This is a genomic window from Oceanibaculum pacificum (genome assembly GCF_001618175.1).
Classification (GTDB): domain Bacteria; phylum Pseudomonadota; class Alphaproteobacteria; order Oceanibaculales; family Oceanibaculaceae; genus Oceanibaculum; species Oceanibaculum pacificum.
Genome location: NZ_LPXN01000109.1, coordinates 1 through 25,111, shown reverse-complemented (window position 1 = coordinate 25,111; position 25,111 = coordinate 1). Strand labels below are relative to the sequence as shown.

Annotated in this window: 25 protein-coding genes; 14 read left to right on the top strand and 11 right to left on the bottom strand. The window is 66.2% G+C overall.

Translation table 11 applies throughout. From position 1 onward, the window contains the following. Positions 1-58 precede the first annotated feature (58 nt). Both AUP43_RS10420 and AUP43_RS10415 read right to left on the bottom strand, forming a co-directional pair. On the bottom strand, positions 59-766 hold the full coding sequence (locus AUP43_RS10420; protein WP_067556301.1) for a 4-carboxy-4-hydroxy-2-oxoadipate aldolase/oxaloacetate decarboxylase: 708 nt from the start codon (positions 764-766) through the stop codon (positions 59-61). A 53-nt stretch (positions 767-819) separates the two neighbouring features. Next, positions 820-1,686: a TauD/TfdA dioxygenase family protein gene (locus AUP43_RS10415; RefSeq protein ID WP_067556298.1), complete on the bottom strand. Its 867-nt coding sequence runs from the start codon at positions 1,684-1,686 to the stop codon at positions 820-822. 297 nt (positions 1,687-1,983) lie between these two features. On the opposite strand from AUP43_RS10415, the gene AUP43_RS10410 reads away from it, so the two are divergent. Beyond that, the gene (locus AUP43_RS10410; protein ID WP_067556295.1) at positions 1,984-2,412 is read left to right on the top strand and encodes a CBS domain-containing protein; all 429 of its coding nucleotides are present in this window, start codon (positions 1,984-1,986) and stop codon (positions 2,410-2,412) included. Here AUP43_RS10410 and AUP43_RS10405 read toward each other — a convergent pair. Together AUP43_RS10405 and AUP43_RS10400 are read right to left on the bottom strand one after the other, a co-directional pair. Further along, positions 2,394-3,200 carry an FkbM family methyltransferase gene (locus AUP43_RS10405; protein ID WP_067556293.1) on the bottom strand — a complete coding sequence of 269 codons (807 nt, stop codon included), beginning with the start codon at positions 3,198-3,200 and terminating at the stop codon, positions 2,394-2,396. The two genes, AUP43_RS10410 and AUP43_RS10405, sit on opposite strands and share 19 nt — an antisense overlap. Positions 3,201-3,270: 70 nt before the next feature. Next, positions 3,271-3,633 (bottom strand): hypothetical protein, encoded by a 363-nt coding sequence (locus AUP43_RS10400; protein WP_067556290.1) that lies wholly within the window; start codon positions 3,631-3,633, stop codon positions 3,271-3,273. Positions 3,634-3,726: 93 nt separating this feature from the next. On the opposite strand from AUP43_RS10400, the gene AUP43_RS10395 reads away from it, so the two are divergent. The 9 genes from AUP43_RS10395 (at position 3,727) to AUP43_RS10355 (ending at position 14,050) form a co-directional block, all read left to right on the top strand. After that, positions 3,727-5,025 (top strand): oligosaccharide flippase family protein, encoded by a 1,299-nt coding sequence (locus AUP43_RS10395; protein WP_067556285.1) that lies wholly within the window; start codon positions 3,727-3,729, stop codon positions 5,023-5,025. Between the two features lie 104 nt (positions 5,026-5,129). After that, positions 5,130-6,533 carry an exopolysaccharide biosynthesis polyprenyl glycosylphosphotransferase gene (locus tag AUP43_RS10390; protein WP_084462717.1) on the top strand — a complete coding sequence of 468 codons (1,404 nt, stop codon included), beginning with the start codon at positions 5,130-5,132 and terminating at the stop codon, positions 6,531-6,533. A gap of 5 nt (positions 6,534-6,538) precedes the next feature. Next, positions 6,539-7,507 (top strand): glycoside hydrolase family 18 protein, encoded by a 969-nt coding sequence (locus AUP43_RS10385; protein WP_232315037.1) that lies wholly within the window; start codon positions 6,539-6,541, stop codon positions 7,505-7,507. Between the two features lie 31 nt (positions 7,508-7,538). Beyond that, positions 7,539-8,423, top strand: a complete 885-nt coding sequence (locus tag AUP43_RS10380) for an FkbM family methyltransferase (RefSeq protein WP_067556281.1) — start codon at positions 7,539-7,541, stop codon at positions 8,421-8,423. Then, the gene (locus tag AUP43_RS10375; RefSeq protein WP_067556278.1) at positions 8,420-10,561 is read left to right on the top strand and encodes a GumC family protein; all 2,142 of its coding nucleotides are present in this window, start codon (positions 8,420-8,422) and stop codon (positions 10,559-10,561) included. Before AUP43_RS10380 ends, AUP43_RS10375 begins: the two co-directional genes overlap by 4 nt. Beyond that, positions 10,552-11,286, top strand: a complete 735-nt coding sequence (locus AUP43_RS10370) for a polysaccharide biosynthesis/export family protein (protein WP_157089312.1) — start codon at positions 10,552-10,554, stop codon at positions 11,284-11,286. Before AUP43_RS10375 ends, AUP43_RS10370 begins: the two co-directional genes overlap by 10 nt. Further along, positions 11,283-12,101, top strand: a complete 819-nt coding sequence (locus AUP43_RS10365; RefSeq protein WP_067556275.1) for a WecB/TagA/CpsF family glycosyltransferase — start codon at positions 11,283-11,285, stop codon at positions 12,099-12,101. Before AUP43_RS10370 ends, AUP43_RS10365 begins: the two co-directional genes overlap by 4 nt. After that, positions 12,098-13,381: a hypothetical protein gene (locus AUP43_RS10360; protein WP_067556272.1), complete on the top strand. Its 1,284-nt coding sequence runs from the start codon at positions 12,098-12,100 to the stop codon at positions 13,379-13,381. Before AUP43_RS10365 ends, AUP43_RS10360 begins: the two co-directional genes overlap by 4 nt. A 123-nt stretch (positions 13,382-13,504) precedes the next feature. Then, complete coding sequence (locus tag AUP43_RS10355; protein ID WP_067556269.1) at positions 13,505-14,050, top strand: YcjF family protein; 546 nt, start codon at positions 13,505-13,507, stop codon at positions 14,048-14,050. Positions 14,051-14,120: 70 nt separating this feature from the next. Here the strand turns inward: AUP43_RS10355 and AUP43_RS10350 are convergent, their stop codons facing one another. The 5 genes from AUP43_RS10350 to AUP43_RS10330 all read right to left on the bottom strand — a co-directional run bounded on the left by AUP43_RS10350 (position 14,121) and on the right by AUP43_RS10330 (position 19,959). Then, positions 14,121-14,321, bottom strand: a complete 201-nt coding sequence (locus tag AUP43_RS10350; RefSeq protein WP_157089311.1) for a hypothetical protein — start codon at positions 14,319-14,321, stop codon at positions 14,121-14,123. After that, positions 14,318-15,604 (bottom strand): ABC transporter substrate-binding protein, encoded by a 1,287-nt coding sequence (locus AUP43_RS10345; RefSeq protein WP_067556263.1) that lies wholly within the window; start codon positions 15,602-15,604, stop codon positions 14,318-14,320. Before AUP43_RS10345 ends, AUP43_RS10350 begins: the two co-directional genes overlap by 4 nt. A 7-nt stretch (positions 15,605-15,611) precedes the next feature. Beyond that, on the bottom strand, positions 15,612-16,478 hold the full coding sequence (locus tag AUP43_RS10340; protein ID WP_067556260.1) for a prohibitin family protein: 867 nt from the start codon (positions 16,476-16,478) through the stop codon (positions 15,612-15,614). Positions 16,479-16,599: 121 nt separating this feature from the next. Then, entirely contained in the window at positions 16,600-18,273 is a 1,674-nt protein-coding gene (locus AUP43_RS10335; RefSeq protein ID WP_067556256.1) for a cyclic peptide export ABC transporter, read from the bottom strand. Between the two features lie 3 nt (positions 18,274-18,276). After that, the gene (locus AUP43_RS10330; protein ID WP_067556253.1) at positions 18,277-19,959 is read right to left on the bottom strand and encodes a cyclic peptide export ABC transporter; all 1,683 of its coding nucleotides are present in this window, start codon (positions 19,957-19,959) and stop codon (positions 18,277-18,279) included. Positions 19,960-20,133: 174 nt separating this feature from the next. Between AUP43_RS10330 and AUP43_RS10325 the strand changes: the two genes are divergently transcribed. Continuing rightward, the gene (locus AUP43_RS10325) at positions 20,134-20,529 is read left to right on the top strand and encodes a hypothetical protein (RefSeq protein ID WP_067556250.1); all 396 of its coding nucleotides are present in this window, start codon (positions 20,134-20,136) and stop codon (positions 20,527-20,529) included. A gap of 6 nt (positions 20,530-20,535) precedes the next feature. Here the strand turns inward: AUP43_RS10325 and AUP43_RS10320 are convergent, their stop codons facing one another. Both AUP43_RS10320 and AUP43_RS10315 read right to left on the bottom strand, forming a co-directional pair. Then, positions 20,536-21,588, bottom strand: coding sequence for a zinc-dependent alcohol dehydrogenase family protein (locus AUP43_RS10320; RefSeq protein WP_067556247.1), 1,053 nt, complete (start codon positions 21,586-21,588; stop codon positions 20,536-20,538). A 108-nt stretch (positions 21,589-21,696) separates the two neighbouring features. Continuing rightward, positions 21,697-22,146, bottom strand: coding sequence for a PAS domain-containing protein (locus AUP43_RS10315; protein WP_067556244.1), 450 nt, complete (start codon positions 22,144-22,146; stop codon positions 21,697-21,699). Positions 22,147-22,332: 186 nt separating this feature from the next. Here AUP43_RS10315 and AUP43_RS10310 point away from each other — a divergent pair, with 186 nt between their 5' ends. The 3 genes from AUP43_RS10310 to AUP43_RS10300 all read left to right on the top strand — a co-directional run bounded on the left by AUP43_RS10310 (position 22,333) and on the right by AUP43_RS10300 (position 25,056). Beyond that, a complete protein-coding gene (locus tag AUP43_RS10310) occupies positions 22,333-22,992 on the top strand; it encodes a PAS domain-containing protein (RefSeq protein WP_067556240.1) in 660 nt (219 codons plus the stop codon). Continuing rightward, entirely contained in the window at positions 22,989-23,405 is a 417-nt protein-coding gene (gene arfB, locus AUP43_RS10305) for an alternative ribosome rescue aminoacyl-tRNA hydrolase ArfB (protein ID WP_198154876.1), read from the top strand. Before AUP43_RS10310 ends, arfB begins: the two co-directional genes overlap by 4 nt. 103 nt (positions 23,406-23,508) lie before the next feature. Next, on the top strand, positions 23,509-25,056 hold the full coding sequence (locus tag AUP43_RS10300) for a UxaA family hydrolase (protein ID WP_067556237.1): 1,548 nt from the start codon (positions 23,509-23,511) through the stop codon (positions 25,054-25,056). Positions 25,057-25,111: the final 55 nt, after the last annotated feature.

Below are 25,111 nucleotides of genomic sequence, written 5' to 3'. Positions count from 1 at the left end.
CATTGTACGTTTCCTTCCCAATTAGGACGCGCTTTTCGCGCTTGTTCAGAATTTGCCTTTAATCGTCCCAGGCCGTGTCGTGCAACGGGATCGCCAGCTTCTCGATGGTCTTGTCGAGCTGCATCATCTCGAACGGATGCGCCCCGGCGGCGATCTTCTTCGCCGCCTCCTCCTCGTTGCGCATGCGCTTCTGGGCGGTCTCCACCACCTCGGCCAACCGCTCCTTCGGGATCACCAGAACGCCATCGCCATCGGCGACGATCACGTCGCCCGGCCGCACCAGCACGCCGTCGCAGACGATGGGGGCGTTAACCACCCCCGCCCCCGCCTTGTCCGGATGGGCCGGGGAAATAGCGGTCGACCAGACCGGGCTTTCCAGCGCGCGCAACCCGTCGATATCGCGAATGCCGCCCTCGACGACGATGCCGGCCAGACCCTTGTTCTTGGCGTAGGCGGCCGCCGTGTCACCCCATTGCGCGCCGCAATCCTCGCCGCGCACGGTGACGACGAGAACGTCGCCCGGCTCGGCCAGGTACAGCGCCTGGTGCATCATCAGATTATCCGCCGGGGCGCAGAAGGCGGTGACCGCCGGCCCGGCGATGCGCTTGCCGGGCAGCAGCGGGCGCATGCGCGGGCTCATCAGCCCCATGCGCCCGGCGACCGGGCCCAGCGCCTCGTGCAGATCGGCCATGGCGCATTCCGCCGCGGCGGCGATCAGGGCGGGATCGGGCCGGTTGACCCGGCGATAGATAACGGGACCGCTCATCGGCGACCTTCCTTGGTTCTGCGTTCTGGAAAAACGGGCGTAGCGGCCAGGCCTCAGTATGGCAGGGCGTATTTTTCCTTCGGCAGATGGAAGGTGGTGCGCTTCATCAGGCGCGGACTGCCATTATCGACGCCCTCGCGGCGATGCAGCGAGCAGCCATTGTCCCACATCAGCACGTCGCCGGGATGCGACTTGTGGCGATAGACCACGTCGGGATGGGTGGCGGCCTCGACCAGCGCCTCGATGATCGCGTCGCTCTCCGCCTGGTCATAGCCTTCGATCGATGCCAGCGTGTTGGGATCGGCGTAGATCGCCTTGCGGCCGCTGATCGGGTTGGTCAGCACCAGCGGGTGAGGCACGTCTGGCGTCTGCTTCATCTTGTCGATGGAATCCTTCAGCTCGCCGGGGTTGAAGCGCTCCAGGCGCTTGCGGTAGCTGAAGATGCCCGTGCGGCCCTCGATCTTGCCGCGAATCTCCGGCGACAGCCGCTCATAGGCCAGATACTGGTTGGCGAAGGAGACGTCGCCGCCCTCCGGCGGCACCTCGACGCCATACAGGATGGCGCCGGTGGCCGGCTTCGGCCGGAAGGTCTGGTCGGAATGCCAGCCGACATCCTTGTCGTCGGCAAAAGCGCCGATGGTGCGCCCGTCGAGATAGCGGAAATTGCTCATATAGGCGACTTCCGGATGGTAGGGCGACAGGATGTCCGTGCGGCTGATCGCCTCCGCCTGGCCCAGCGTATTGGTGAAGCGGATAAGCTGCGGCTCGGTCAGCACCTGGCGCTTGAACAGCACCACCACATTGTCGCGCCACAGCGCCTCGATCTCCGCCACGGTCTCCCGGTCCAGCGCCTCGGACAGGTCGATGCCATGGACTTCCGCGCCGAAATTCTTGGTCAGCGGACGCACTTCGAATGCCATTTCCGTTTCCTTCCCTAGCGACGATCGTGCCTGGCCAAGGCCGGCCGACTGTCTGACTCGTTTGTTTGGAGGGATGCTAGCACCATGATTTTCATTCCACTAACAGAAATCTTTTTCCGCAGGCCGAAGCTGTAGCCGCAATTGCCAGCACGCGCTTTCCGCGCGATCATGGGGGCAACGGCCCGTTGATAAAGGTCACGCGATCGGGGCCGTTCGCGCCACCGGCGCTCTGTTCGATCGCTTGCGAGGCCGGTGCCAGCGACGCATCCCGACCGCTAAAATGGAGGGAGTATCGCCATGCTTGTGTCTGACATTCTGAAAGCCAAGGGCAGCGACGTGGTATCCGCCGCGTCGGCCATATCGGTCGCCGACGCCGCGAAGCTGCTGGCGGAAAAGCGCATCGGCTCGGTGCTGATCCTGGACGGCAAGCGCATCGCCGGCATCCTGTCGGAGCGCGACATCGTGCGCACCCTGGCCGCCGAAGGGCCTTCCTGCCTGGACGGCCCGGTCCAGCGCATCATGACGGCGAAGGTCATCACCTGCCGGCCCGACCAGACAATCTCCGAGGTGATGGAGATGATGACCCGGCACCGTTTCCGCCATGTGCCGGTGGTGGAGGATGGCGCCGTCGCCGGCATGGTCTCCATCGGCGACGTGGTGAAATGGCGGCTGGAGGAGGCGCAGGAGGAAGTGCGCCAGATGGCCGCCTACGTCAGTGGCACCTGACGGCCCAGGCGATCCAGCACCGGCTGGCGGGCGACGAAGATGAAATTGTTGATATAGGTCTGCCCCGGCAGCCGGTGCGTGCCGGCCTCGTTCAACGCCGCCCGGTTCTGCAACAGCGCCATGTCGAAACCGTCCAGCGGCCGCAGCGCGCCGCCCTGCAGGTAGAAGCCGCGATAGTCCAGCGGCTCCAGATGCCCGCGCAAGGCCGCGATGGAGCCGGCATGGTGCCGTTCCTCCGCCTCGATCAGCAGGGTCGGCCGGTCGCGCGCGATCAGGCCCAGCCCGCCCTCGACGGCTGCGACCTCATGGCCCTCGACATCGATCTTGATGAAGCCGACCGTGCGATCCTGGAAATCGTCCAGCCGCACCAGCGGCACCGTCACCGCCGTGCCGCCGCCATGCCCCTCGGCCGCGACCGAGGCCAGCGCCTCATAGCCTTCCTGGATATAGAGCTGCGTCTCGCCCGCCGCATTGCTGACGGCGGCGGCCTGCACCGCCATGCGCCCCTCCGCGATGCGCGCCTTGAACCGGCGGCGCAGCAGCGCGGCCAGCTTCGGGTTCGGCTCGAACGCGGTCACGCCGGCCGCGCAGCGCAGCAACCAGTAGCTATACATGCCGGTATTGGCGCCGACATCGAAGGCCGCCTCGCCCGGCTCCGCCAGCGTCGGCACCAGCGCCAGCTCCGGCTCGGCATAGCGCGGGGCGACCCGGTCGCGGCAATCGGCCAGAATGGCGAACAGGCCGGGGCACTCGTTCTGCAGGAAGGTCTTCAACCCCGAAAGCGCCATAACAACCCCAATCGCATGCAAATCGACTAAAATCCAACCCTAGCGGGCGGGCGGGCGGCTCACAAGGCCGCTAGCGCCGGCATTCATGCTCGCTCCAGGGCAGCCCGCGAGAGATCGGGCGCAGCCGCATCAGATTTATCTCGTCCCAGATCACGCTGTGACGCGGCGGGCAGAGATTCAGCATCTCGGCGGTCGGGTTGCCGCGCCACCAGACCGGGATGTTCACATCCATATAGACAATCTTGCCGCTGCGCTCCGGCGGGCCGGTCCACCAGCCGAACGGCATGCGGACCGAGAAATGCTCGTGAATCACCAGGCGCAGATCGAGCGGCCCGCGATCGGCGGCGCGGCCGCCGGCATCCTCCTGCTCCGCCGCCATGGCCGGCCAGGTCGAAAGCAGAATCGACAGAAGGGTCAGGAGCAGCCGCCGCAAGAAGGTCTCCCGCGCATAAACGGAACGGCGTCTTGGTGAACGCCACACCGTCCCGTACCATAGCGGCCGCCCCGCCTCAACGATTGCTCCCCCATGACAGCCGCCCCGCCCCCCTCCGCCCGCTCGCTGCGCAGCCTGGTGCATTATGGCGCCGGCCTCGGCATGCGCGGCATCGAGACGCTGGGCAAGCTGGGCCTCTATGTCTATGCCGGCCATAAGCTGGGCGCGCACGATGCCGGGCTGTTCTTCCTGTGCCTCACCTGGATCGGCCTGGCGGCGACGGCGGCCCGGCTGGGCCTCGACAAGGCGATGACCCGGCATATCGCCGCCGAGCTGGCGGTCGGCGACGGCCCCCGGGCGCGGGCCGCGCTGCGCTACGGCCTCGGCCTGACCGCGCTGGCGGCGGTGGCGGCGGCCGGCCTTACCGCGCTGATCGCCCAGCCGGCGGCGGCGCATATCTTCATCCTGCCCGACCTGGCCGTTCCGCTGCTGCTGAGCGCCGCGGTGATCGTGCCGCAGACGCTGGCCTTCTCGCTGGGCGCGGCGCTGGCCGGCTTCGGCCGGGGCGTCGCGGCGCAACTGGTGCAGAACGCGCTGTGGCCGGTGCTGACCTTCGCCGCGCTGATCCTGTGGATCGACGATATCGCGGGTCTGATCCTGGTGCTGGCCGCCGCCCTGACGGCAAGCTGCCTGCTGGGGTTCGCCCTGCTGCTGCGCGAACGCGCAAGGCTGCGCGAGCGCCAGCCGCGCGACGCGGCCGTCGCGCCGATGCCGGGATTGTGGGAAACCGCGCTGCCGCTGCTGACGGTGGAGGTGACGCAAGTGGCGCTGGCCTCGCTGCCGGTGCTGATCCTGGGCATGATCGCGGAAGCAGCCACGGTCGGCGCCTTCTCCATGGCCAGCCGCATTTCGATGCTGATCTGGGTGGTCATCATCTCCATCGGCACCCTGGCCGCGCCGCGCTTCGCCGGCCTGCACCGGCTGGGCCAGATTGGCGAGTTGCGCCGCTATAACCGGATGGTGCGGCTGGGCGTGGCCGGGGTCGGGCTGCCCGCCATCCTCATCATGCTGCTGTTCCCGGCCAGCCTGCTCGGCCTGATCTCGCCGGATTTCGCCATCGCGGCGACGGCCTTGCAGATCCTGGCCCTCGGGCAGGCGGTGAATTGCCTGCTGGCCTGCCAGGACGTGCTGCTCAGCATGACCGGCCACCACCGGCTGCTGCGCAACCTGAATTTGCTGCAACTGGCGGTCGGCATCGTGCTGAGCGCATTGCTGATACCCGCTTTGGGCATAAATGGGGCGGCCCTGGTGGCAAGTTTGAGCCTTGCCCAAGGGGCTATCGGAACAAGTTATTATTCTTGGCGATTTATTTTGCGGGAAAAAAATTCATAGGGATTCACATAAAAAGCGAATCGGCCTAAAGTTTCGTAAAATTTTGTTTACTTTATTGCGAGATAGTCGCTGTCTCTGCTGCCCCCGTTTGGAGATAGAGCCCGATGAAATGGACCTACGGCCTCGTTAACCGTCTCGTCAGGCTGTGGGATATCTTCTTGCTGGCCGCCGCCATCGCCCTGGGCGCGCTGCTCGGGCTGGTGGAGATCGACCGGGCCGGCGCGGCTTTGCTGATCGCGGTGATCGGCACGCTGGTCTTCGTCTATACGCTGGACGTGGCCGGCGGCTACCGGGTGGAGCGCTATCGCCGGCTGCTGCCGCAAATATCGCTGCTGCTGTTCGCCACGGCGGTCGCGGCGGTGGCCAAGCTGGCGATCCTCTGGGCCTTCGGCTATCACCGCATCGCCGATCTCGGCTCGCTGCTGCTCTGGCTGGCCTGCACCGCCGGCCTGCTGATCGCCGGCCGGCTGGTGGTGATGCATGTGGTCAAGCGCCTGCACGCCCAGGGCGCTTTTCGGCAGGATGTGATCATCGTCGGCGCGACCGACATCGCCCAGCAGATCATTGAGAATATCCGCTCCCCGCAATGGCGCGACCGCTACCGCGTCATCGCCATTTTCGACGACCGCATCGCCCGGCTGAAGGATGCCAGCATCGCCGGCATGCCGATCCAGGGCGATATCCAGAGCCTGCGCGACTATATCCATACTGCCGATGCCGACCTGATCGCCATCGCCCTGCCCTGGGAAGCGGCAGGCCGGGTGTTCGATTTGCTGGAGCGGCTGCAGATGATCTCCGCCGATATCGTGCTGCCAATCCGCCCAAACCGGCTGAATCTGCGCCTGCCGCAGGGCGGCGACCTGGCCGGCATGCCGGTGCTGCAGTTGATGCGCGAACCGCTGAAGGGCTCGATGGCGCTGCTGAAGCTGACGGTCGATTACAGCATCGGCGCGCTGGGCGTGGTGCTGGCCGCGCCGATCGTCGCCGTGGCGGCGCTGGCGATCAAGCTGGACTCGCCCGGCCCGGTCTTCTTCAAGCAGCCGCGCCTGGGGCTGAACAACAAGCCGTTCATGATCTACAAGCTGCGCACCATGACGGTCGACCCCAGCGACGACGGCACGCGCGGCACCGACCGGCATAATCCGCGCATCACCCGGGTCGGCAATTTCCTGCGTCGCAGCAGCATCGACGAGCTGCCGCAGCTGATCAATGTCATGCGCGGCGAGATGTCCATCGTCGGCCCGCGCGCCCATGTGCCGAACATGCTGGTCAGCGACGCGCCCTATGCCGAAGCGGTACGCCGCTACGCCATGCGCAGCCGCATCAAGCCTGGAATCACCGGCTGGGCGCAGATCAACGGCATGCGCGGCGGCATCCACACGCTGGAAAAAGCGCAACGGGGCGTTGATCTCGACAGCTATTATATCGAAAACTGGTCGGTATGGTTCGATCTGAAGATCATGGTTCAGACCCTGACCGTCGGCATGGCGGGACGCGATGTGTTCTGAGCCGCGTGCTGCTGGCCTGGGCCCTGCTGACGAGCGCACCGGCGGCGTGGGCGGACTCCGCCCTGCCGGCGCGCATCGTGATGGGCTATCACGAAAGCTGGTGGGAAGTGCCGGCGGTGAGCGCGCAGGCGACGCGGCTGGCCGCCCTGCCCGGCTATGTCAACATGGTCGCCCTGGCCTTCGCCCGGCCGGACGCACAATATCTGGGGGCGTTGGAACTGGCCGGCACCGGCCTGCAATATCCCTATTCCGGCAAGGTGTTGCGGGATTCGGTGCGGCTGCTGCAGCAACGCCAGCCGGGCACCCGCATCCTGCTGTCGGTCGGCGGCGCGACCTATACCAACTGGCATCGGCTGAACGAAGCGGCGCTGGCCCGGCTGGTGGCCGATCTGGCGCTGGACGGGCTGGATATCGATTTCGAACCGACCGAGCCCGGCTGCCGGCCCGAGGCGGGCGGCCGCATCCGCTGCGCCAGCGACGCCTTGTTCCGCAGCGTCGTGTCCCGGCTGCGGGCGGCCCTGCCGCGCCCGGCGATATTGGCGGTCTCCGGCTGGAGCGTCGGCGCCTATGGCGAGGGCCGGCACGCCGACGCCCAGCCGCGCAGCCCCTATACCGGCATGGCGCTGTCGCTGTTGCGCGCGCCGGAGGCGCAGGCGCTCGATCTCGTTTCCATCATGGCCTACGACGCGGGCGAGAGCTTCGAGCCCTGGCGGGCCTTCGCGGCCTACCGGCAGCATTGGCCGGGACCGCTGCTCATGGGGTTGCGGGTGCCGCATCCCGCCCCGGACCGGCTGGAGACGCTGCAACGGCTCGCCGGCCAGGTGCTGCGCGACCCGCAGGGCGGGTTGATGGTCTATTCCCTGTCGGGCATACCGCAGGGAGAAACCGGGCCGCACAATCCGGACCCGCAAAGCGTCGTGCGCATGATCTGCCGGCAACTAACCTTGCCGGACTGCCACGAAAATCTACCTTGAACAAACCAAATCAATAGGATGGATTTCGATCTTGTTCCGACGCCTTAAACGATTGATCGGCCATCCCGGCTTCCGCGCCGAACCGTTCGCCATGACCTGGCGCAGCGCCGCCTGGGCACTGCATGTGGCGCGCGGCGCCTCGCCCGTCTTTCCGCTGACCGCGGCGGGCGGCGAGAAGATGCGCGTGCCGTCCGACCTGCGCTACACCTCGGTCAGCTGCTACGTGCTGCGCGACTGGTGCGAGCCGGAGCTGCGGCACCTGGACCGGCTGGTCCGTCCCGGCTCCGTGTTCATCGATATCGGCGCCAATATCGGCCTGTTCACATTGAAGGCGGCGCGACTGACCGGGCCGCGCGGCACGGTGATCGCCGTCGAGCCCGGCACCGAGGCGGCGGACCGGCTGACCGCGAATGTCGGGCTGAACGACTACGCCCAGGTGCGGATCGTGCGCGAGGCGCTGTCCGACAGCAATGGCGAGGCGGTGCTGCACCATGTGCCGCTGGGCAACGACCCGCAGGCCTACTCGCTGATCGGCAGCGCCATGGCGACCGAGGGCGAAACGGTGAAGACCGAGACGCTGGACAGCCTGGTCGAGCGTCTGGGCCTCACCGCCGTCGATTGCATCAAGATGGATGTCGAGGGCGCGGAGCCGATGGTGATCGCCGGCGCGGCGGGCACGCTGGAGCGCTTCCACCCGATGGTGATTTTCGAGATCAACACCACGCTGGTGAAGACCGGCACCGAGGGCGCCGGTCCAAACGACGCCGCCTGGCGCGCCTTGCAGGCGCATGGCTACGGTTTCCGCCGCTTCCGCGACGGCCGGCTGGTGGAGGTGGCGGAGGTCGGCTCCGAATTCGGCAATCTTGTCGCCGTGCATCCCAACGGTCCAGCGCCGGTGCCGGACAGCGATCGATGAGCACCCTGAACCTGATCGGCCCCGATAGCCGGAACTACGTCGCCAGCGACCAGACCGGCCGGCAGAGCTTCACGCTGCGCGATATCAGCGTGCTGGCCTTCTATAATTGGCGCCTGATCGTGCTTGCCTTCCTGCTGGTCTTCGCCATCGGCGTGGCCGCCGCCTGGAAGACCGAGACGCAATACACCGCCGAAGGCCGCATGCTGGTGATGATCTCGCGCGAGCATGCCGGCGCGCAGGGGCTGGGATCTCTGGTGCCCAGCGTCATATCCGTCGACGGGCTGAAGGCGGTTGAATCGGAAATCAACATCCTGGTCAGCCCGGCGGTGATCCGCGAGATGGTGAACCGGCTGGGGCCGACGATCCTGTTCCCCGAACTGGCGGAGCGGCGCTTTTTCGGCCTGCTGCCGGCCTATCCCGAATCCGACCGTGTCGGCCGCGCGACGGAGATGGTGCGCGAGCGGCTGAGCGCCGACCCTGCCTCCGCCTCCAACATCGTGCGGATCACCTTCCGTCATGGCGTGCCGGATATCGCGTCCCGCGTCATCAACGAGCTGCTGGAAGTGTATCTGAACCGCCGGCGCGAGATTTACGATAATTCCCGCATGGCCCTGCTGACCACCGAGCTGACGCGCACCAGCGCCCAGATGGAGCGGGTCAGCAATCAGATCGAGGCGGTGAAGAAGCAGTACGACATCGTGAATATCGAGCAGGAAGTGCTGCTCGCCGCCAACCAGATCGACACCGTGCTGGCCCGGCAGCGCCAGACCGAGGAACGCGGCGTGGCGCTGCGCGCGCAGATCGACGACACCCGCGCCAAGCTGAGCGCGACGCCGCCGCGTGTCTTCGATTACGTCGAGACGACCAACAATTCCTCGAACAATGACGACCGCAACATTCTGCTGAAGCTGATGCTGCAGCGCGACCAGATGCGCCAGCATTACCAGCCCGATTATCCGCCGCTGAAGGATATCGAGCGGCAGATCGCCGTTGTCCGCGAGTCGATGGATATGCAGAACAACCCGGTCTATACGACCAACCGGGAGGTGCGCAACCCGACCCACGATTTCCTGCTCAGCCACCTGATGCAGCTGGAGATCGAGGCCAGCGCCATCGACAAGCAACTGCTCCAGCTCGACGGTCAATTGACCGAGGCGAAGGCGAACGCGGCCAATATGCGCGAGGCCGACATCCAGCTGCGCGAGCTGGAGCGCAGCCGCGCCCTGCTGGAGACGATCCACCGCGATTACACGCTGCAAAGCGAGGCGGTGTGGATGGAGGAGGTCGCGGCGCAGAATAAGGACGCCAGCGTGCGGATTTCGCAATGGGCGGCGCCGCCGGTCATCGGCCAGTCCCGGATGCCGAGCTTCCTGGCCGCCGGCCTGGTGGCGGGGCTGCTGTTCGCCGGGGCGATCGGCTTTGCGGCGACCCGCTTCCGCCAAGTCTTCATCCTGCCGGCCGAGGCCGAACGGCGGCTCGGCATGCCGGAACTGGCCTCGGTATCCGATTCCGATCCGGAGCACGCGCTGCGCCGGGCGCAGGATTCCATCGCCCTGCTGGCGGCCCGCCTGACCGAGGTGCGGATCGACGGCGAAGCGCTGCGCAGCCTGCAACTGACCTGCGACATGCGGCAGCGCGATTTCCTCACCGTCAACGCCGCGCTGGCCGCCGAAGTGGCGCTCAATCACGGGCGCACAGTGCTGGTGGTCGACCTGATCGATCAAGGCGACGGCGTTGCCGGCCTGCTCGGCCTGGCCGAGGGCCCGACGGTGCAGGTGCAGGAGATCGACATCGCGCAGACCACGGTGCCGGGCCTGTCGGTCAGCCGCAACGCCACCCATTCCGTGCTGTCCAATCTGCGCGCGCCGCTGCCGGCGATCCGCGCCACGCTGGAGGCGATGGAAAAGGAATACGACATGATCGTGCTGGCCGCCCCGCCGATGCATGGCGGCCCGATGGCGCAGCGCCTGGCGCCCCTGGTCGATGCCAGCATCCTGGTGCTGGAGGCGGAGGAAACCCGGGCGATGGCGGCCATGCAGCTGCGCGACAGCATGCTGGATGTCGGCGGCGATCTGCTGGGCTTCATCTTCACCGGCCGGCGCTTCTACGTACCGAGGTTCATTTACCAATGGCTGTAATCCGCACCCTCGCCGCGCTGCTGCTGACGGTGGCCCTGGCCGCCTGCAGCACCGAGCAGTCGCTGACGGTCGCCAAGGAGAGCGACAAGCCCGAAGGCTTCGCCGCTTGGACCGACGCGGTGCCGGCCTACCGCATCGGCCCCGGCGACAAGCTGCAGGTGCGCTACCTGTTCACGCCGGAGCTGGATGAGGAGGTGCTGGTGGCGCCGGACGGCCGCATCTCGCTGCGCGTCGCCGACGCCGTCCTGGCCGACGGCAAGACCCTGCCGGAGCTGAACGCCGGCATCCAGCAGGCGGCCGCCAAATGGCTGCGCACACCGGTGGTGAACGCCTCGCTGATCCAGGCGACGTCGGCGCGTATCTATGTCGGCGGGCAGGTGACGACGCCGGGCGTCTACCGTATCGACGGCCGCATCGGGCTGATGGAGGGCGTGCTGCTGGCCGGCGGCTTCCGCGACACGGCGCGGACCAGCGAGGTGGTGCTGATCCGCCGCGACCCGACGGGCCGGCCGATGCTGCGCACGGTCAATGCCCGCCAGTTCCTGGAGACCGCGGCGCCGGGCGACAGCGTGCCGCTCTTCTCCGGCGACATCATCTATGTGCCGCGCACCACGATCTCCGAGATCAATCTCTGGATCGACCAGTTCATCAACCAGGTCCTGCCGTTCCAGCGCAGCGCCAACTTCTCCTACAGCATCTATCGCGACCAGACGCCGATTCCATGACCGACAGCGCCGCCCTCGCCCCGTTCGACACGCCTGTGCCCGAGGATTGGTTCCTGGGCGTGAAGCTGGCCGATCTGGATGTCGAGGGCGCCGCCCGGCTGGTGGCGGCGCGGCCGGCCGGCGCGCCCTTCGCCTATATCGTCACGCCGAACGCCCAGCATATGGTCGCCCTGCATAACGGCGCGCCGGAATTACAGGCGGCCTATGACGCGGCCTGGATACGCACCTGCGACAGCCAGGTGGTCCGGCTGCTGGGCCGCCATCTGTTCGGCTTGACGTTACCGAGCTGTGCGGGCAGCGACCTCACCGCCGCCCTGTTCGCCCGCCATATCCGGCCCGACGATTCGATCTGCGTCATCGGCGGCGACGCGGAGCTGGAGCGCCGGCTGGTCGCGCAATTTGGGCTGACGCACTTGGCCCTGCACAACCCGCCGATGGGCTTCATCAAGGATCCGGCGGCGGTACGGGCCTGCCTGGAATTCGTCGCCGGCCACCCCAGCCGCTACGTGTTCCTGGCGGTTGGCCAGCCGCGCGGCGAGATTCTCGCCCGGCTGCTGAAGGAGCGCGGCGATATCGTCGGCACCGGCCTGTGCATCGGCCGGTCGCTGCATTTCGTCACCGGGCTGACGCAGCGCGCGCCGGTATGGATGCGCCGCACCGCGCTGGAGTGGCTGCATCGGCTGCTGCTGTCGCCGCGCACGCATTTCCGCCGGGTGTTCATCGAATCCCTGCCGCTGCTCGGCATGGCGGTGCGCGCCCGGCTGGCGCCGGCGGCCAGGCGGCACCTGCCGCGCCGCGGCGAGCAGCCGCGATGAGCGTGCTGGCGCAACCGCGCCGGGGCCGGGTGCTGATCACCCAGGCGGTCGCCAATGAACGCGCCAGCGTGCGGGAGCGCAGCACCATCCTGCTGCTGCTGATCGTGCTGCCGATGTTCGGCCAGACCTTCCATTACCTCATCGACGTGCCGCCGCTCTATTTCCTGTCGAAAGGTTGGCCGCTGCTGACCGCGCCGCTGGCGCTCTACGCGCTGTTTCGCGAACGCATGCCGTGGCGCACGCTTTATGGCTTCCTGCTGGCCTATGTGCTGGGGCTAACGCCGCTGCTGGCGATGATCTATTTTCCGGTGGGCTTCGCCGACGCCTTCGCCACCACGGCCAAGACCCTGCCCTTCCTGTATTATTTCTCGGCCCTCGGCTTCTTCCTGATGACCCGGCCGGACCCACGGGAAATCCGCCGCGTCGTCATCGGCCTCGGCATCGCGACCTTCGTGATCATGCTGCTGCTGTGGCTGAGCATGCCGGCCGAGCTGTACCGTTCCGACCCGCAGGAATCCAAGCTGCTGCTGTATGAGGTGGAGCGCGGCTACCGCATCTTCATGCCGATGTTCTTCGGCCTGCTGTTCGTGTTCTACCTGGCCCGGCGCGCCTTTCTCGGGCGGGAATTCTGGGCGTTCGCGGCGATGATCCTGTGCTTCCTGCTGCTGCTGTGGATATTCAAGCAGCGCACGGTGATCGGCTCGGCCGCTCTGGTGGTCGGGCTGATAGCATTGCGCGCCACCAGCGGCTGGCTCCGCACGGCGCTTATCCTGGCCGGCGTGGTGGCCGGGCTGGCCGCCATCGCGCTGATCTTCGGGCCGTATCTGGCGCGCGTCGAGGCGATGTTCGGCGCCTCGCTGGATATCCGGCAGGTCTCGGTCAGCACCGCGCTGGATTTCATTTCCAACAATTACCTGGCGCTGATCTTCGGCGCCGGTTCGGTGACCCGCATCAGCGTCACCAACCTGCACACCATCCTGGGCAACGCGCAGTTTTTCCTGGCCGATATCGGCTGGCTCGGCGTGATCTTCGAGTATGGCGTCGTCGGCGCCGGGCTGATCCTGGCCGCCTATCTGGCGGCGCTGCGCCAATCCGCGCGGATGGAGGGCTATGGCGACCCGTTTCTGGGCGCGCTGGGCGATTATGTGATCTATATGCTGATCAGCTCGCTGGTCTATTCCGTGGTGTTCACCCCAGGCGAGGTCGCGACCATCCTGGCCCTTCTGGTGTTCCTGCACAGAAGCCTGCCGCCGCTGCCGCAACGGCCGGCCGCACATTAACTTGATTTCATTTTATTGTTATGGGTACGCGCTCTCCTTTAGCGTACAATGGTTATATAGTATTTGCGTCGCCTGACAGAATGTGACTGAGTTGCATCCCGACGTTTGAACAAGGAGAGCCCGATGGCAACTGCGAAAACGGACACCACCGAACCCTCGACCGCCACGCCGGCCTCCGAGGACACGCTGAAAATCACGCTGGCCAGCAGCAACCTGATCAAAAGCTACATGGTCGCCTCGGTCGCCGCGAGCGCGGTGCCGATGCCGCTGTTCGACATCGCCGCGGTCACCGCGATCCAGCTGCGGATGATCCAGAAGCTGTCGCATCTGCATGGCAAGCCGTTCTCCGAAGGCGCCGTCCGCTCGATCCTGATGTCGCTCGGCGGCAGCGTGGTCGGCTACGGCGTCGGCGCGATGGCCGCCAGCCTGATCAAGGTGGTGCCGGTGATCGGCTGGGCCGCCTCCATGATGTCGCTGCCGGTCATGGCCGGCGCCTCGACCTACGCCATCGGCCAGGTGTTCAACAAGCACTATGCCGAGGGCGGCACCATCTTCGACATGAACACCGACAATGTGAAGGCGTTCTACAAGGAGCAGTTCGAGAAGGGCAAGGCGATGGCCGCCGAAGCCAAGGCGAAAACCAAGGAAACGGTGGCCGCGGCCGCCTGATCCGCGCCCCGGTTCACAAACGCGAAACGGCCCCGCAAGGGGCCGTTTTCATGTCCGGCACGCAGGGCGCTCAGCGCGGTCTGTAGGTCTTTGCCGGCACCCGGTCATCCGAGGCCAGCAGCACCAGAAGCCCGACCACCGGGGTGAAAATGAACGCGACCAGGAAATTCCCGGCAAAGCCGAAGCGGCGGTTGCGCCCCAATATGCCGATGATCCAGCTGGCGATAATCCACAACAGCACCCCGACGGGGCTAAAGGCTGGCCACATCATTCCCGTATCCCCTTATGCCGGAAGCTGGGCGTCGCCGCCCGGATCGTACTGGTGAGGTCCGCAAACATCTCATCATTATAGCTGTAGCGGGAGGCGATTTTAAACGCCTTGCCGTCATGCCGGACCACATAGAGCGTGGCATTGGCGATCATGCCGCTGGTATTGAAGGTAATCTGCCCGGTCACGCCGCGAAACGGGCGGTCGTAGCGCATCAGCCGCGCGGTATTGGAAAAATTAATCTGATCGAAATTTCCCGCCCGCCGCACGATGGCGGCGATAAGCCGAACCGAATCGTACCCCACGGCCGCATCGTTGCTGGGCATCGCGCCGAAGCGCTGCCGGTAATTCTCCGTGAAGGCGGTCGCCTCGGCATCAAAGGAATCGGGATCGAACAGCGAGATGCCGACCACATCCTTCATCGCCGGCCCGGCGATCCGCGCGACATCGGCGCTGATGATCGAATCGGTGCCCAGGATCGGCGTCAGGATGCCCACCTGGCGCGCCAATTTCACGAATTGCCCGACGCTCTCGGGCGGCCAGCCGACGACGAAAATACCGTCCACGGAGCGCATATCGAAAGCGTTATTGTCGAGCAGCATCAGCACCAGGGTGCTGACCTCGCGCACACTCGGCTCGATCAGGCCCTTATAGGCGATGCTGCCGCCGGCACTGGTGACGGCAGCGGCGAAATAATCGGAACTTTCCTTTCCATATTCCGAAATGTCGCCCAGCACGACGAAGTTGCGCATCCCGCCGGTCAGCGCATAGCGCGCCAGAAAGGCGGTGGCGACCTGGTCGTTCGGCAGCAGGCCATAGACATGGTGCGTACTGCCGCGCGTCAGCGAGGTATTGGTGGCATGGGTGGCGAAGAACGGCACGCTCGCTTCGTCATAAACGCTGCTCGCGGGAATCGCCGTGTCGCTGGAATTATGCCCGATGACGGCCACCAGGCCGGGTTCGCCCACGATCCGCGCGGCCAGATCCATCGCGTTGCGCACCGTCGACAGCTCCCCCTGGGCGCGATTGCCGGCGGGCTCCGGATAGGTGCGCTCGATCAGCGTCTTGCCGAGCAGGCCGCCCTCCTCGTTCACCCGTTCCACCGCCATATGGATGCCGTTCAGGAAATCCGCATTGGTCTGCTGATTGCCGACCACGACGGCGACCAGCGCCTTGGTCGCCGCCTCGCGGCGCTCCTCGTGCAGCCGCAGCGCCAGGCTGGCCGCCAGAAGCAGCGCCAGGCAGGCAATCCCGCCGAGAATCCGGAATTTTGTCCTGCGTGCCATGATCCCCCTAGCGGTCCGCACCGCCCAGGATCACCGGCAGCCCGTCGCCGCCGCCGCCGATCACAACCGTCTTGGCGTTCGGTGACGCCGCCAGATCCTTGGTCGCCTGGATGCCCTGCCAGCGCAGCAGATCGTCGGTCAGCGTCTCGCTGATGGTCTTCTGATAGTCGCGGATGCCGACCGCCTCGATGCGTTTGCGCTCCGCCTCCTTGGTCTCGATGCTGAGGCGATAGACGTAGGATTTCTCCTGCTCCGACAGCACCAGCTTGCGCTCGATCGCCTCGCGCACCTGCTCGGGCAGCTCGACCGACTTGATCAGCACCTCGTCGATCAGCACGAACCGATCCTCGGTCTGCGCCAGGGTGGAGATCAGTATCTTCTCCAGCAGGCCGCGCGCGCTGGTATAGACTTCCTCCGGGCTGTAGCGGCCGACCTCGCGGCGCAGCACCGCCTCGGTTTCCGGGAAGATCACGCGGTTCACATAGTCCGGCCCGACCGCGACATGCAGCAGCGGCAGCATCCGCACATCCGGCCGGTAGCGCACGGCGACGCGCAGATCGACCGGCAGGCCGGTATCCGTCAGCAGCTTGTATTGCCGCTCCTCGGTGCGCAGCCGCACATCGTAGATATACATCGTATTCCAGGGCAGGATGAGGTGCGTGCCTTCCTGATACACCTCCGCCCGTTCGGTGCCGCTGAACCAGCGGAACTGCACGCCGGCCTCGCCGGAGCGGATCGTCACCACCATCAACGGCCAGAGCAGCGCCGCCAGGATCACCAGGACGATAAGGAAGCCCAGCACATAGACGTCGTAGCGCCGGAACAGATCGCGTCTCGGCGCCTCGTCCTCTTCGACTGAATCCTGTGCGACCATCAGCCCCTTGAGCCCCTTTCGAATACCGCGCCCATTATGCCGTCCGGAGCGCGCAATAGCCACCATCCATGCGCCGCCCGCACGCCGGACCGGGTGACAAAAAAGTAATGAACGCCGGCCATTAATCCTGCCGGCCGACCGTCGGCCCAGGGCCGCCGGCCTTATCGTCGCCCTGGTCGCCCCCTTGGTTATCGATCTGGCCATCGCGCATATGCAGCAACTGGTCGGCGACGCCGAACCACCGGTCGTCATGGGTGACGCAGATGACAATCTTGCCGCGCGCCTTCAGCGCCGGCAGCAGCGTTTCATAGAAGATGCGGCGGAAATGCGGGTCCTGGTCGGCGGCCCATTCATCCAGCACCAGCACCGGCTTGTCCTCCAGCTCGGCGACGATCAGCGCCAGGCGCTTGCGCTGGCCCTGCGACAGATCGGTGGTGCTGAACGCGCCATTCTCGATGGCGACCTTGCCGCCCAGTTGCAGCATCTCCAGCAGTTCCGCCACCCGCGCCGCATCCGGCTGCCCGACGCCGTGGAGTTCGCGGAACAGATGGTAATCCGACAGCACGGTGGAGAAATTATCGCGGTAGGCCTGCCGCTGGGTCGGCGCCAGCGCCTGCCCATTCACCTTGATCGCCCCGGCATCCGGCGGCGTCAGGGCGGTCAGCAGATGCAGCAGGGTCGATTTGCCCGACCCGTTGCCGCCGGTGATGAAGCTGATCTGCCCGGCCGCGAAGGTCGCGTTCAACGGCCCGACGCGGAAATCGTTGCGCGAGGCCTGGCCATAGCTGTAGCTCACGGCCTCCAGCGCAATCTCGCGCACCGGTCCAGGCAGCGGATCGCGCGCCTCGTCCAGCTCCCCGTCGATCTGCCGGCGCAGGGCGCTCGTCAACGCCTCGATCTCCTGCATCGCTGCCTCGGAATCGCTCAGCGACGGAATGGTCTGCACCAGCGCGCCGATCGGGCCGATCATGAACAACGCCACCGTGGTCGCCTGCATCACCACTGTGTGGAAATTCTGCGTGAACAGCGGCACGGCAAAGACCATCAGCCCGACCAGCAGATAGAAGGCGAGCTGCACGGCGGCGAATTCCTTCGCCCATTGCCCTTTCAACCCCACCTTCGCCGCCCGCACCTGGTCGGACACCAGCAGCGCCTCGGCGATCAGCGCATCGGCGCGCCGGCCGCTCATGCGCACTTCCTTGAAGCCGTCCAGAATATCGCGCAGCCGCCCGACCAGCTCGGTCTCCTCGCGGGCGACCTGCTGGGTCGCGCGGTCGACCGCCCGCAGCCGTTGCAGATGCACCAGCATGGCCAGGACGGCGAAGCCCATGAACAGCGCGAAAGCGATCAGCGACAGCCAGGCCAGATAGGCGCCGACGAAAACCAGCATCACCGCCTGCTGCAAGCCGATCACCACGAACGGGATGTTGCGCGATATGCTCTGCAGATTCTGCGTGATGGCGGTGTAGAGCCGGCCACGCCCGACGCTTTCGATTAGCTTCAGGTCGCCCCGGCAGATATCCTCGAAAATCCGCACCCGGCGGCGTTCGACAATGCGCTCCACCTCTTCCGCCGCTGCCGTGGTCAGGCGATTGGTGGCGAGCGCCAGCAGCAACCCGCCGCACACCATCAGCAGCACCAGCCGCAGGCTGACCTCGCCCCGGCTGGCTTCCTCGGCGGCCAGGTTGACGACGGCCAGGATCATCACCGTCGCCGCCGCCGCCAGAGCGGACAAGAACAGGATGGCGCGCGGATCGACCTGGGCTTCGCGCCGGAACAGGCTGAAGATCAACATGGCTCAGCCCTGCCCTTCGCCATTGACGATGCGCGCCTGGCCGATTTCCAGATGCACGCGATGATCGGCGGCGTCGAAATAGTGATCGTCATGGGTGACGGCGATGATGGTCATGCCGCGGCGCTTCAGAGCCGGCAGAATCTCGCGGTAGAATTTGGCGCGGAAATGCGGGTCCTGGTCGGCCGCCCATTCATCGAACACGTAGATCGGCTTATCCTCCAGCAGGGCGACGATCAGCGCCAGCCGCTTGCGCTGGCCCACCGACAGCTCGACCGTGTCGAACGCGCCGTCGCGAATCGCCACCCGGCCATCCAGCTCGAACCAGCGCAGCAGTTCGTCCGCCTCCGCCTGATCGACCAGGGGCACGCCATAAAGCCGGCGAAACAGGTGATAGTCGGAGAAGACGGTGGCAATCATCTCGCGATAGGCCGGCAAGCGGAAGGCCACGATGGGCCGGCGGTCGAGCAGCAATTCCCCACCCTGCGGCCGATACAGGCCGGTCAGCAGCTTGATCAAGGTCGATTTGCCCGATCCGTTGCCGCCGGTGATGAAGGTAATCCTGCCCTGCGGAATGGTGAAGCTGAGCGGGCCGACAATGAAGGGCGCCTCGCCCGCCGGCGCAGGATAGGCGAAGCGCGCCTGCTCCAGCCGGATTTCCTTGAAGGCGGCGGGCAGCCCCGCTTCCATCGGCGTCGCCAGGGCCGGGTCGGAGATCGCCGCCAACTGCTCGCCAAGCGCGAAAATCCGCGTCGCCGCCGCCTCGGCCGACATCAGCATGGTCCATATCTGCAGCACCAGCCCGACCGGGCCGACGACGAAAAGCACGGTGGTGGTCACCTGCTGCACGTCGCCGCTGATCTTCTGGGTGTAGAGCGGCACCAGAAACACGACGACGCCAAGCAGGAAGTAGATCGCAATCTCGCCGAAGATGAATTGCCGGAAGACCATCCCATGCACCCGCAGCGCCGTCTGCCGGGTCTGCGCCGCCACCTGGGCGAAGCTGGCGCGCAGATCGTGGCTGCGCGCGCTGGACATGCGGGCTTCCTTGATGCCGTCCAACAGGTCGGTCGCGGTTTCGAACAGCCGCTCCTCATTGCCCATATTGCGGGCATATTCGGCGCCGAGATCCCGCCCCATGGCCGCATAGATTCCGCCGGCCACGACAATGACCGCCACCACCAGGAAGAAGGCCAGCGTGGACAGCCACAGCAGATAAGCCATCGCGGCGACGATCAGCACCAGGGATTGCAGGCCGATGGCCACCAGATGCGAATTCTGCGAAATCACCTGGCTGTTCTGGGTGACGTTCTGGAACAGTTGCGCCTGGCCGATCTGTTCGAGCTGGCGGTAATCCGCGATGCGCAGCAATTCCAGCAGCCGGGCGCGCATCCGGTCGATCCCGCCCTCAAGCCGCGCCGCCGTGTCGCGGATCAGCCAAATCTGGCTGAACAGGAACACGATGGAGGCCACAGCGGTGATGCCCGCCAGCAGCCAATCCACCGAATCGGCGCCCTCGCGCATGATCTCTTCGGCGGCGCTGTTCACCATCGCCAGAATGACCACGCTGGCCACGCCGGACGCGCCCCCCAGCGCCAGCAGGCGATAGGGCGGACGGTCGGGCGCGAGGACAGGGTCCCGATCGGACGCCTGGGCCGGCGCCATGGACAGCAGGCGCAGCAGGTTCATGTCGGGATGTGGCGGGAAGCGAGCGGCATGCGGTCAAGGGCCCCGGCGGGAAGGGAAAGCAGGCGCTAACCATAGCGTCATTCCCCTCCCCGCCGAAAGGGGCGGATCGCCGGGCCGGGAACCTAATGCCATGCCCGGCTGTTGTTTCCGATATAACCGAGAGGGAGAATTCGCATGTACAGCCAATCCTGGTTCGTCGCCGCCGCCGTCGCGGCGACCCTGCTGCCCGGAATCGCCGCAGCCTCCGATTGCAGCGAGCGCGCCAAGGAGCTTCTGGTGGAAGCCGAGCAGGCGGACCAGCGCGTGGTCGACGACAAGGCGAAAGTGGTGCTGCAGACCAAGAACGAGGGGACCAAGGACGTCACCGGCGCCACAGATGCCGCCATGCCCCGCGATTCCTGGATCGCCGACCGAAATTCCCGCCGCGAGGCGATCGTCATCATCGAATCCGCCATCAAGGCCGACGAGGAAGGCAAGACGGATAGCTGCCGCCAGTTGCTGACCGATGCCGAGACCATGCTGATGCCGCCGGGCAGCGAGGAAAAGGCGCCGGCGAAAGCCACCCAATAAGCCGTCCTAGCCTGGCAGGAACACCCCTTTGCCCGTGGTCTGGCTGTCGAACAGCTGGTAGGCCTCCACCGCCCGGTCGAGCGTCCATTCATGGGTGAAGAGGTGATCGACATCGATCTTCCGGTCGGCGATGAAACGCGCGCAATCCGCCTGGCCGATGGTGGAGAAGGTCCAGGAGCCGATCAGCGTCACCTGCCGGCGCAGCAGATCGTTGCTGACATCCAGCGTCACCCCGTCGCCCTCGCCGACGAAACAGGCCTTGCCCCAGGTCCGCACGCATTTCACCGCTTGCGCGCGGGCCTGCGGCGCGGAGGAGGCGTCGAGCGACAGATGCGCGCCCAGCCCGTGGGTCGCATCGCGGATCGCCTGCACCACATCGGGCGTCTCTTTCGGGTTGATGACGACATCCGCGCCGAATTCCACGGCGCGCGCCAGCCTTTCCGGGCTGGTGTCGAGCGCGATCACCCGCGCCCCCATCGCGGCGGCGAGTTGCGTCGCCGACAGGCCCACCGGCCCCTGGCCGAAAATCGCGATGGTATGGTCGCCCTGCAAGCCCAGCCGTTGCAGCGCGCCCCAGGCAGTGCCGGTGCCGCAGGAGATCGCGGCCCCGGTCTTGAAGGACAGTTCCTCCGGCAGCGCCACCAGCGTGCGCGCCGGACATTTCATGTAGCGCGCATGCGCGCCATGCCCGGTGACGCCGTAGACCTCCGCCACGCCATCGACGCAGAGCTGCATCCAGCCGGTCGAGCAATGCGGGCACACGCCGCAGCCGCGATAATGATGCTGCATCGCCCGCATGCCGACCCAGGCCTGCTTCTCCGGCACGCCGGGGCCGACCGCGACCACCACGCCGCACGGCTCATGCCCGGCGATGATCGGCCCGTCCTGCATCTTGAAGCCCAGCGCCTTCGCGCCGCCCGGCGTGCGGTAGAATTTCAGGTCGCTGCCGCACATGCCCGACGCCATGATCTCCAGCACCACCTCGCCCGGCCCCGGCGTCGGGTCGGCGAAATCCAGCAAGTCCAGCTTCCGGTCTCCGGCGAATACGATCCCTTTCACGACATTCCTCCCGTTTGTTATGGCTTTGCCAGGATCATAAACCGGGATTGTCGCGCGCGACACCGGGGCGCGACGGCATGGGTGCCATCGCGCCTCGTCAAGGACGCCTCAGAGGCCGGAGAATTGCGCGGCGCCGCCTTCGGTATAGAGGCCGGTGATGATCTTATCGACCGTTCTGCCATCCTCCGCGCAAGGCAGCAGCAGGCGGTGGATCGAGGTCCATTCCCGGTTTACGCTCTGCCGATGAATATAGAGCGGCGCGGTGGTTTCCAGACAGAGGTGGTAATCGTCCAGGATGACGTCGCGGATCGTCGTCGGCATCGCCTCGTCGACATAGCGCCCCGTCATGTCGACATTGTTGACATAGACGAAGGCCGCGCCGAACAGGCCGAATTTCAGGCGCAGCGAGGGGCGCTCGATATCGACAATGGCGATGTGGCCTATCCAGGGCCAAAACTCTTCCGGAAGAAAATTACTTCGCGCAGGCAGAACGGACGTTACCGATTTCTTAAGCCAGAAATCGTAAAGAGTACGCAGCTTGGCGTGACCGACGTTCATTAAACCTCGCCATCAGACACGCAATACTAACCGAAGATTGGATAAATTCTAATAGTTTCAATCTATGGATTTGTTGTAAGAATGGGGTCGGTTTCTTATGGGACCGCCCTATCTTTGGCTTCGTCGCCTTGGATCGCATCCTCATCCAGGTTCGACCCGATATCTCCGCATCCGCGAGTTCGTTAGATGATGTCGATGCCGAACGATCAGCCCTGGCTGGACCCGACCGACCCGATGATCGAGGCCGGCGCGCGAAGCCTGCTCGACCATGCCGGCGACATACCGGAGCCGGCTTTGGCCCGGCTCGGCGAATCGGTCCTCCGCATCGCCTGGATCACCCGGCCGGACCAGCTTGCCGATGCGAAGCTGGCCTTCCTGCTGCAGCATTGGCGCAAGCTGGCCGAGGAACGGTCGGCGGCGGTGGCGCATCAGGATCAGATCGACTGCCTCGACCTCATCCCTACCCTGGGCAACCTGATCTTGCTGGATATCGAGCGCGACGGCCTCGATGCGCGCTACCGGGTCTATGGCACCAACGTCGCCAGCCATGCGGCGCGCGACTGGACCGGCTGGCGGGTGTCGGACATGAACCGGGAGGTGCAGACCCCGGCATCGCTGCTCTACCGCGTCGGCTACCGGGCGGCCTGGCTGCGCCAGGCCCCGCTCTTCACCGAGCATCGCTCCGCCCCCTGGCTGGACGTCCAGATCTGGCAGCGGCTGGTGTTGCCGCTGGTGGATGATTCCGGGCGATGCAGCCGCTGCCTGGTCGGCAGCGTCACGCTGGGCGAGCGCATCCTGACCGATCAGGAGCTCGCGGATCAGCGCCGCCGCCTGAAGAAATCATGATCGAGGTCGGCCCCGTCACCATCCCGGCGGAGGAGATCGAACTGAGCTTCATCCGCGCCGGCGGGCCCGGCGGGCAGAATGTCAACAAGGTCGCCAGCGCGGTACAGCTGCGCTTCGACATGCGCGCCTCGCCCTCGCTGCCCGAGCGGGTGAAGGCGCGGCTGGCCGGCATCGCCGGCGCACGCCTCACCAAGGACGGTGTCATCGTGCTGACCGCCAACCGCTTCCGCACCCAGGAGGCGAACCGCCGCGACGCGCTGGAACGGCTGGCGGAGATGATCGGCAAGGCGTGGCGGCAGCCGAAATCCCGCCTCGCCACCCGCCCCACCCTGGGCTCCAAGCAGCGCCGGCTGGAGAGCAAGACCCGCCGGGCCGGCGTGAAGCGCCTGCGTGGCGGCAGGATCGAGGATTAAACACCGGGTTGCGCCCGGCGCGCGGTCGGGATGCAGCGAAGATCGTTCCAAAATCGCCGGCGATGGCTAGACTGGCCTGTCGCCTCGCCAAGTGGATGCATCGATGAACGCTCAGCCCGCGAAGAGAATGGATGGCACGGTCATCCGCCTGCATGCCGACGATAATGTGGTCGTCGCCCGTATTCCCGTCACTGCCGGCATGCCGGTCGTCGAGGAGGGCTTCACCGCCCTGGACGACGCCAAGGCCGGCTACAAGCTGGCCGCGCGCGCCATCGCCAAGGGCGAACCGATCCGCAAATACAACACCACCATCGGCTTCGCGGCGGAGGATATTCCCCAGGGGCGGATGGTGCACAGCCACAACATCCTGTTCCAGGAATTCGACCGCGATTACGCCTATGCCAAGGAATACCGGCCGATCGAGCTGCTGCCGGAGGCCGAGCGCGCGACCTTCATGGGCATCGTGCGGCCGGATGGACGGGTGGCGACACGCAATTATATCGGCATTGTCTCGACGGTGAATTGCTCGGCCACGGTGGTGCATGGCATCGCCGATTATTTCACGCCGGAGCGGCTGGCCGATTATCCGAACGTCGATGGCGTGGTCGCCTTCGCCCACCAGCTCGGCTGCGGCATGGAGCTGAGCGGCGAGCCGATGAGCCTGCTGCGGCGGACCATGGCCGGCTATATCCGCCACCCCAACCTGGCCGCCGCCGTGGTCGTCGGCCTGGGCTGCGAGCGCAACCAGATCGCCGGGCTGATGCTGGAACAGGGCCTGGAGGTCGGCGACAACCTCAAGACCTTCACCATGCAGGAGACCGGCGGCACGCGCAAAAGCATCGAGGCCGGCATTGAGGCGGTGAAGGCGATGCTGCCGGAAGCCAACCAGGTGACCCGCCAGCCGGTTTCCGCCGCGCATCTGACGGTCGGCCTGCAATGCGGCGGCTCGGACGGCTATTCCGGCATCACCGCCAACCCGGCGCTGGGGGCGGCGGCCGATCTGCTGGTGCGCCATGGCGGCACGGCGATCCTGTCGGAAACGCCGGAAATCTATGGCGCCGAGCATCTGCTGACGCGCCGCGCGGTCGACCGCAAGATCGGCGAGAAGCTGATCGAGCGCATCCGCTGGTGGAAGGACGATTACAACAAGGGCCGCGACACGCAGATCAACGGGGTGGTCAGCCCCGGCAACCAGATGGGCGGCCTGGCCAACATCTTCGAGAAGTCGCTGGGCTCCTCCATGAAGGGCGGCACCGGGCCGTTGATGGAGGTCTACCGCTATGCCGAGCCGGTGACGGCCAAGGGGCTGGTGTTCATGGACACCCCCGGCTACGACCCGGTCTCCGCCACCGGCCAGGTCGCCGGCGGGGCGAACCTGATCGCCTTCACCACCGGCCGCGGCTCGATGTTCGGGGCCAAGCCGGTGCCCTCGCTGAAGCTGGCCACCAACACGCCGATGTATACGCGCCTCGAAGAGGACATGGACATCAATTGCGGGCTGATCATGGACGGCAAGGCCTCGATGCAGGAAATGGGCGAGCGCATCTTCCAGCTGCTGCTCGACACCGCCTCCGGCCAGAAGAGCCGCAGCGAGGAGCTCGGCGTCGGGCGCTACGAATTCGTGCCCTGGCAGATCGGCGTGATGTCGTAACATCAGATGGGCGGCGGCATACCCCCCACCCCCCCTCCCCCGCAAGGGGGGAGGG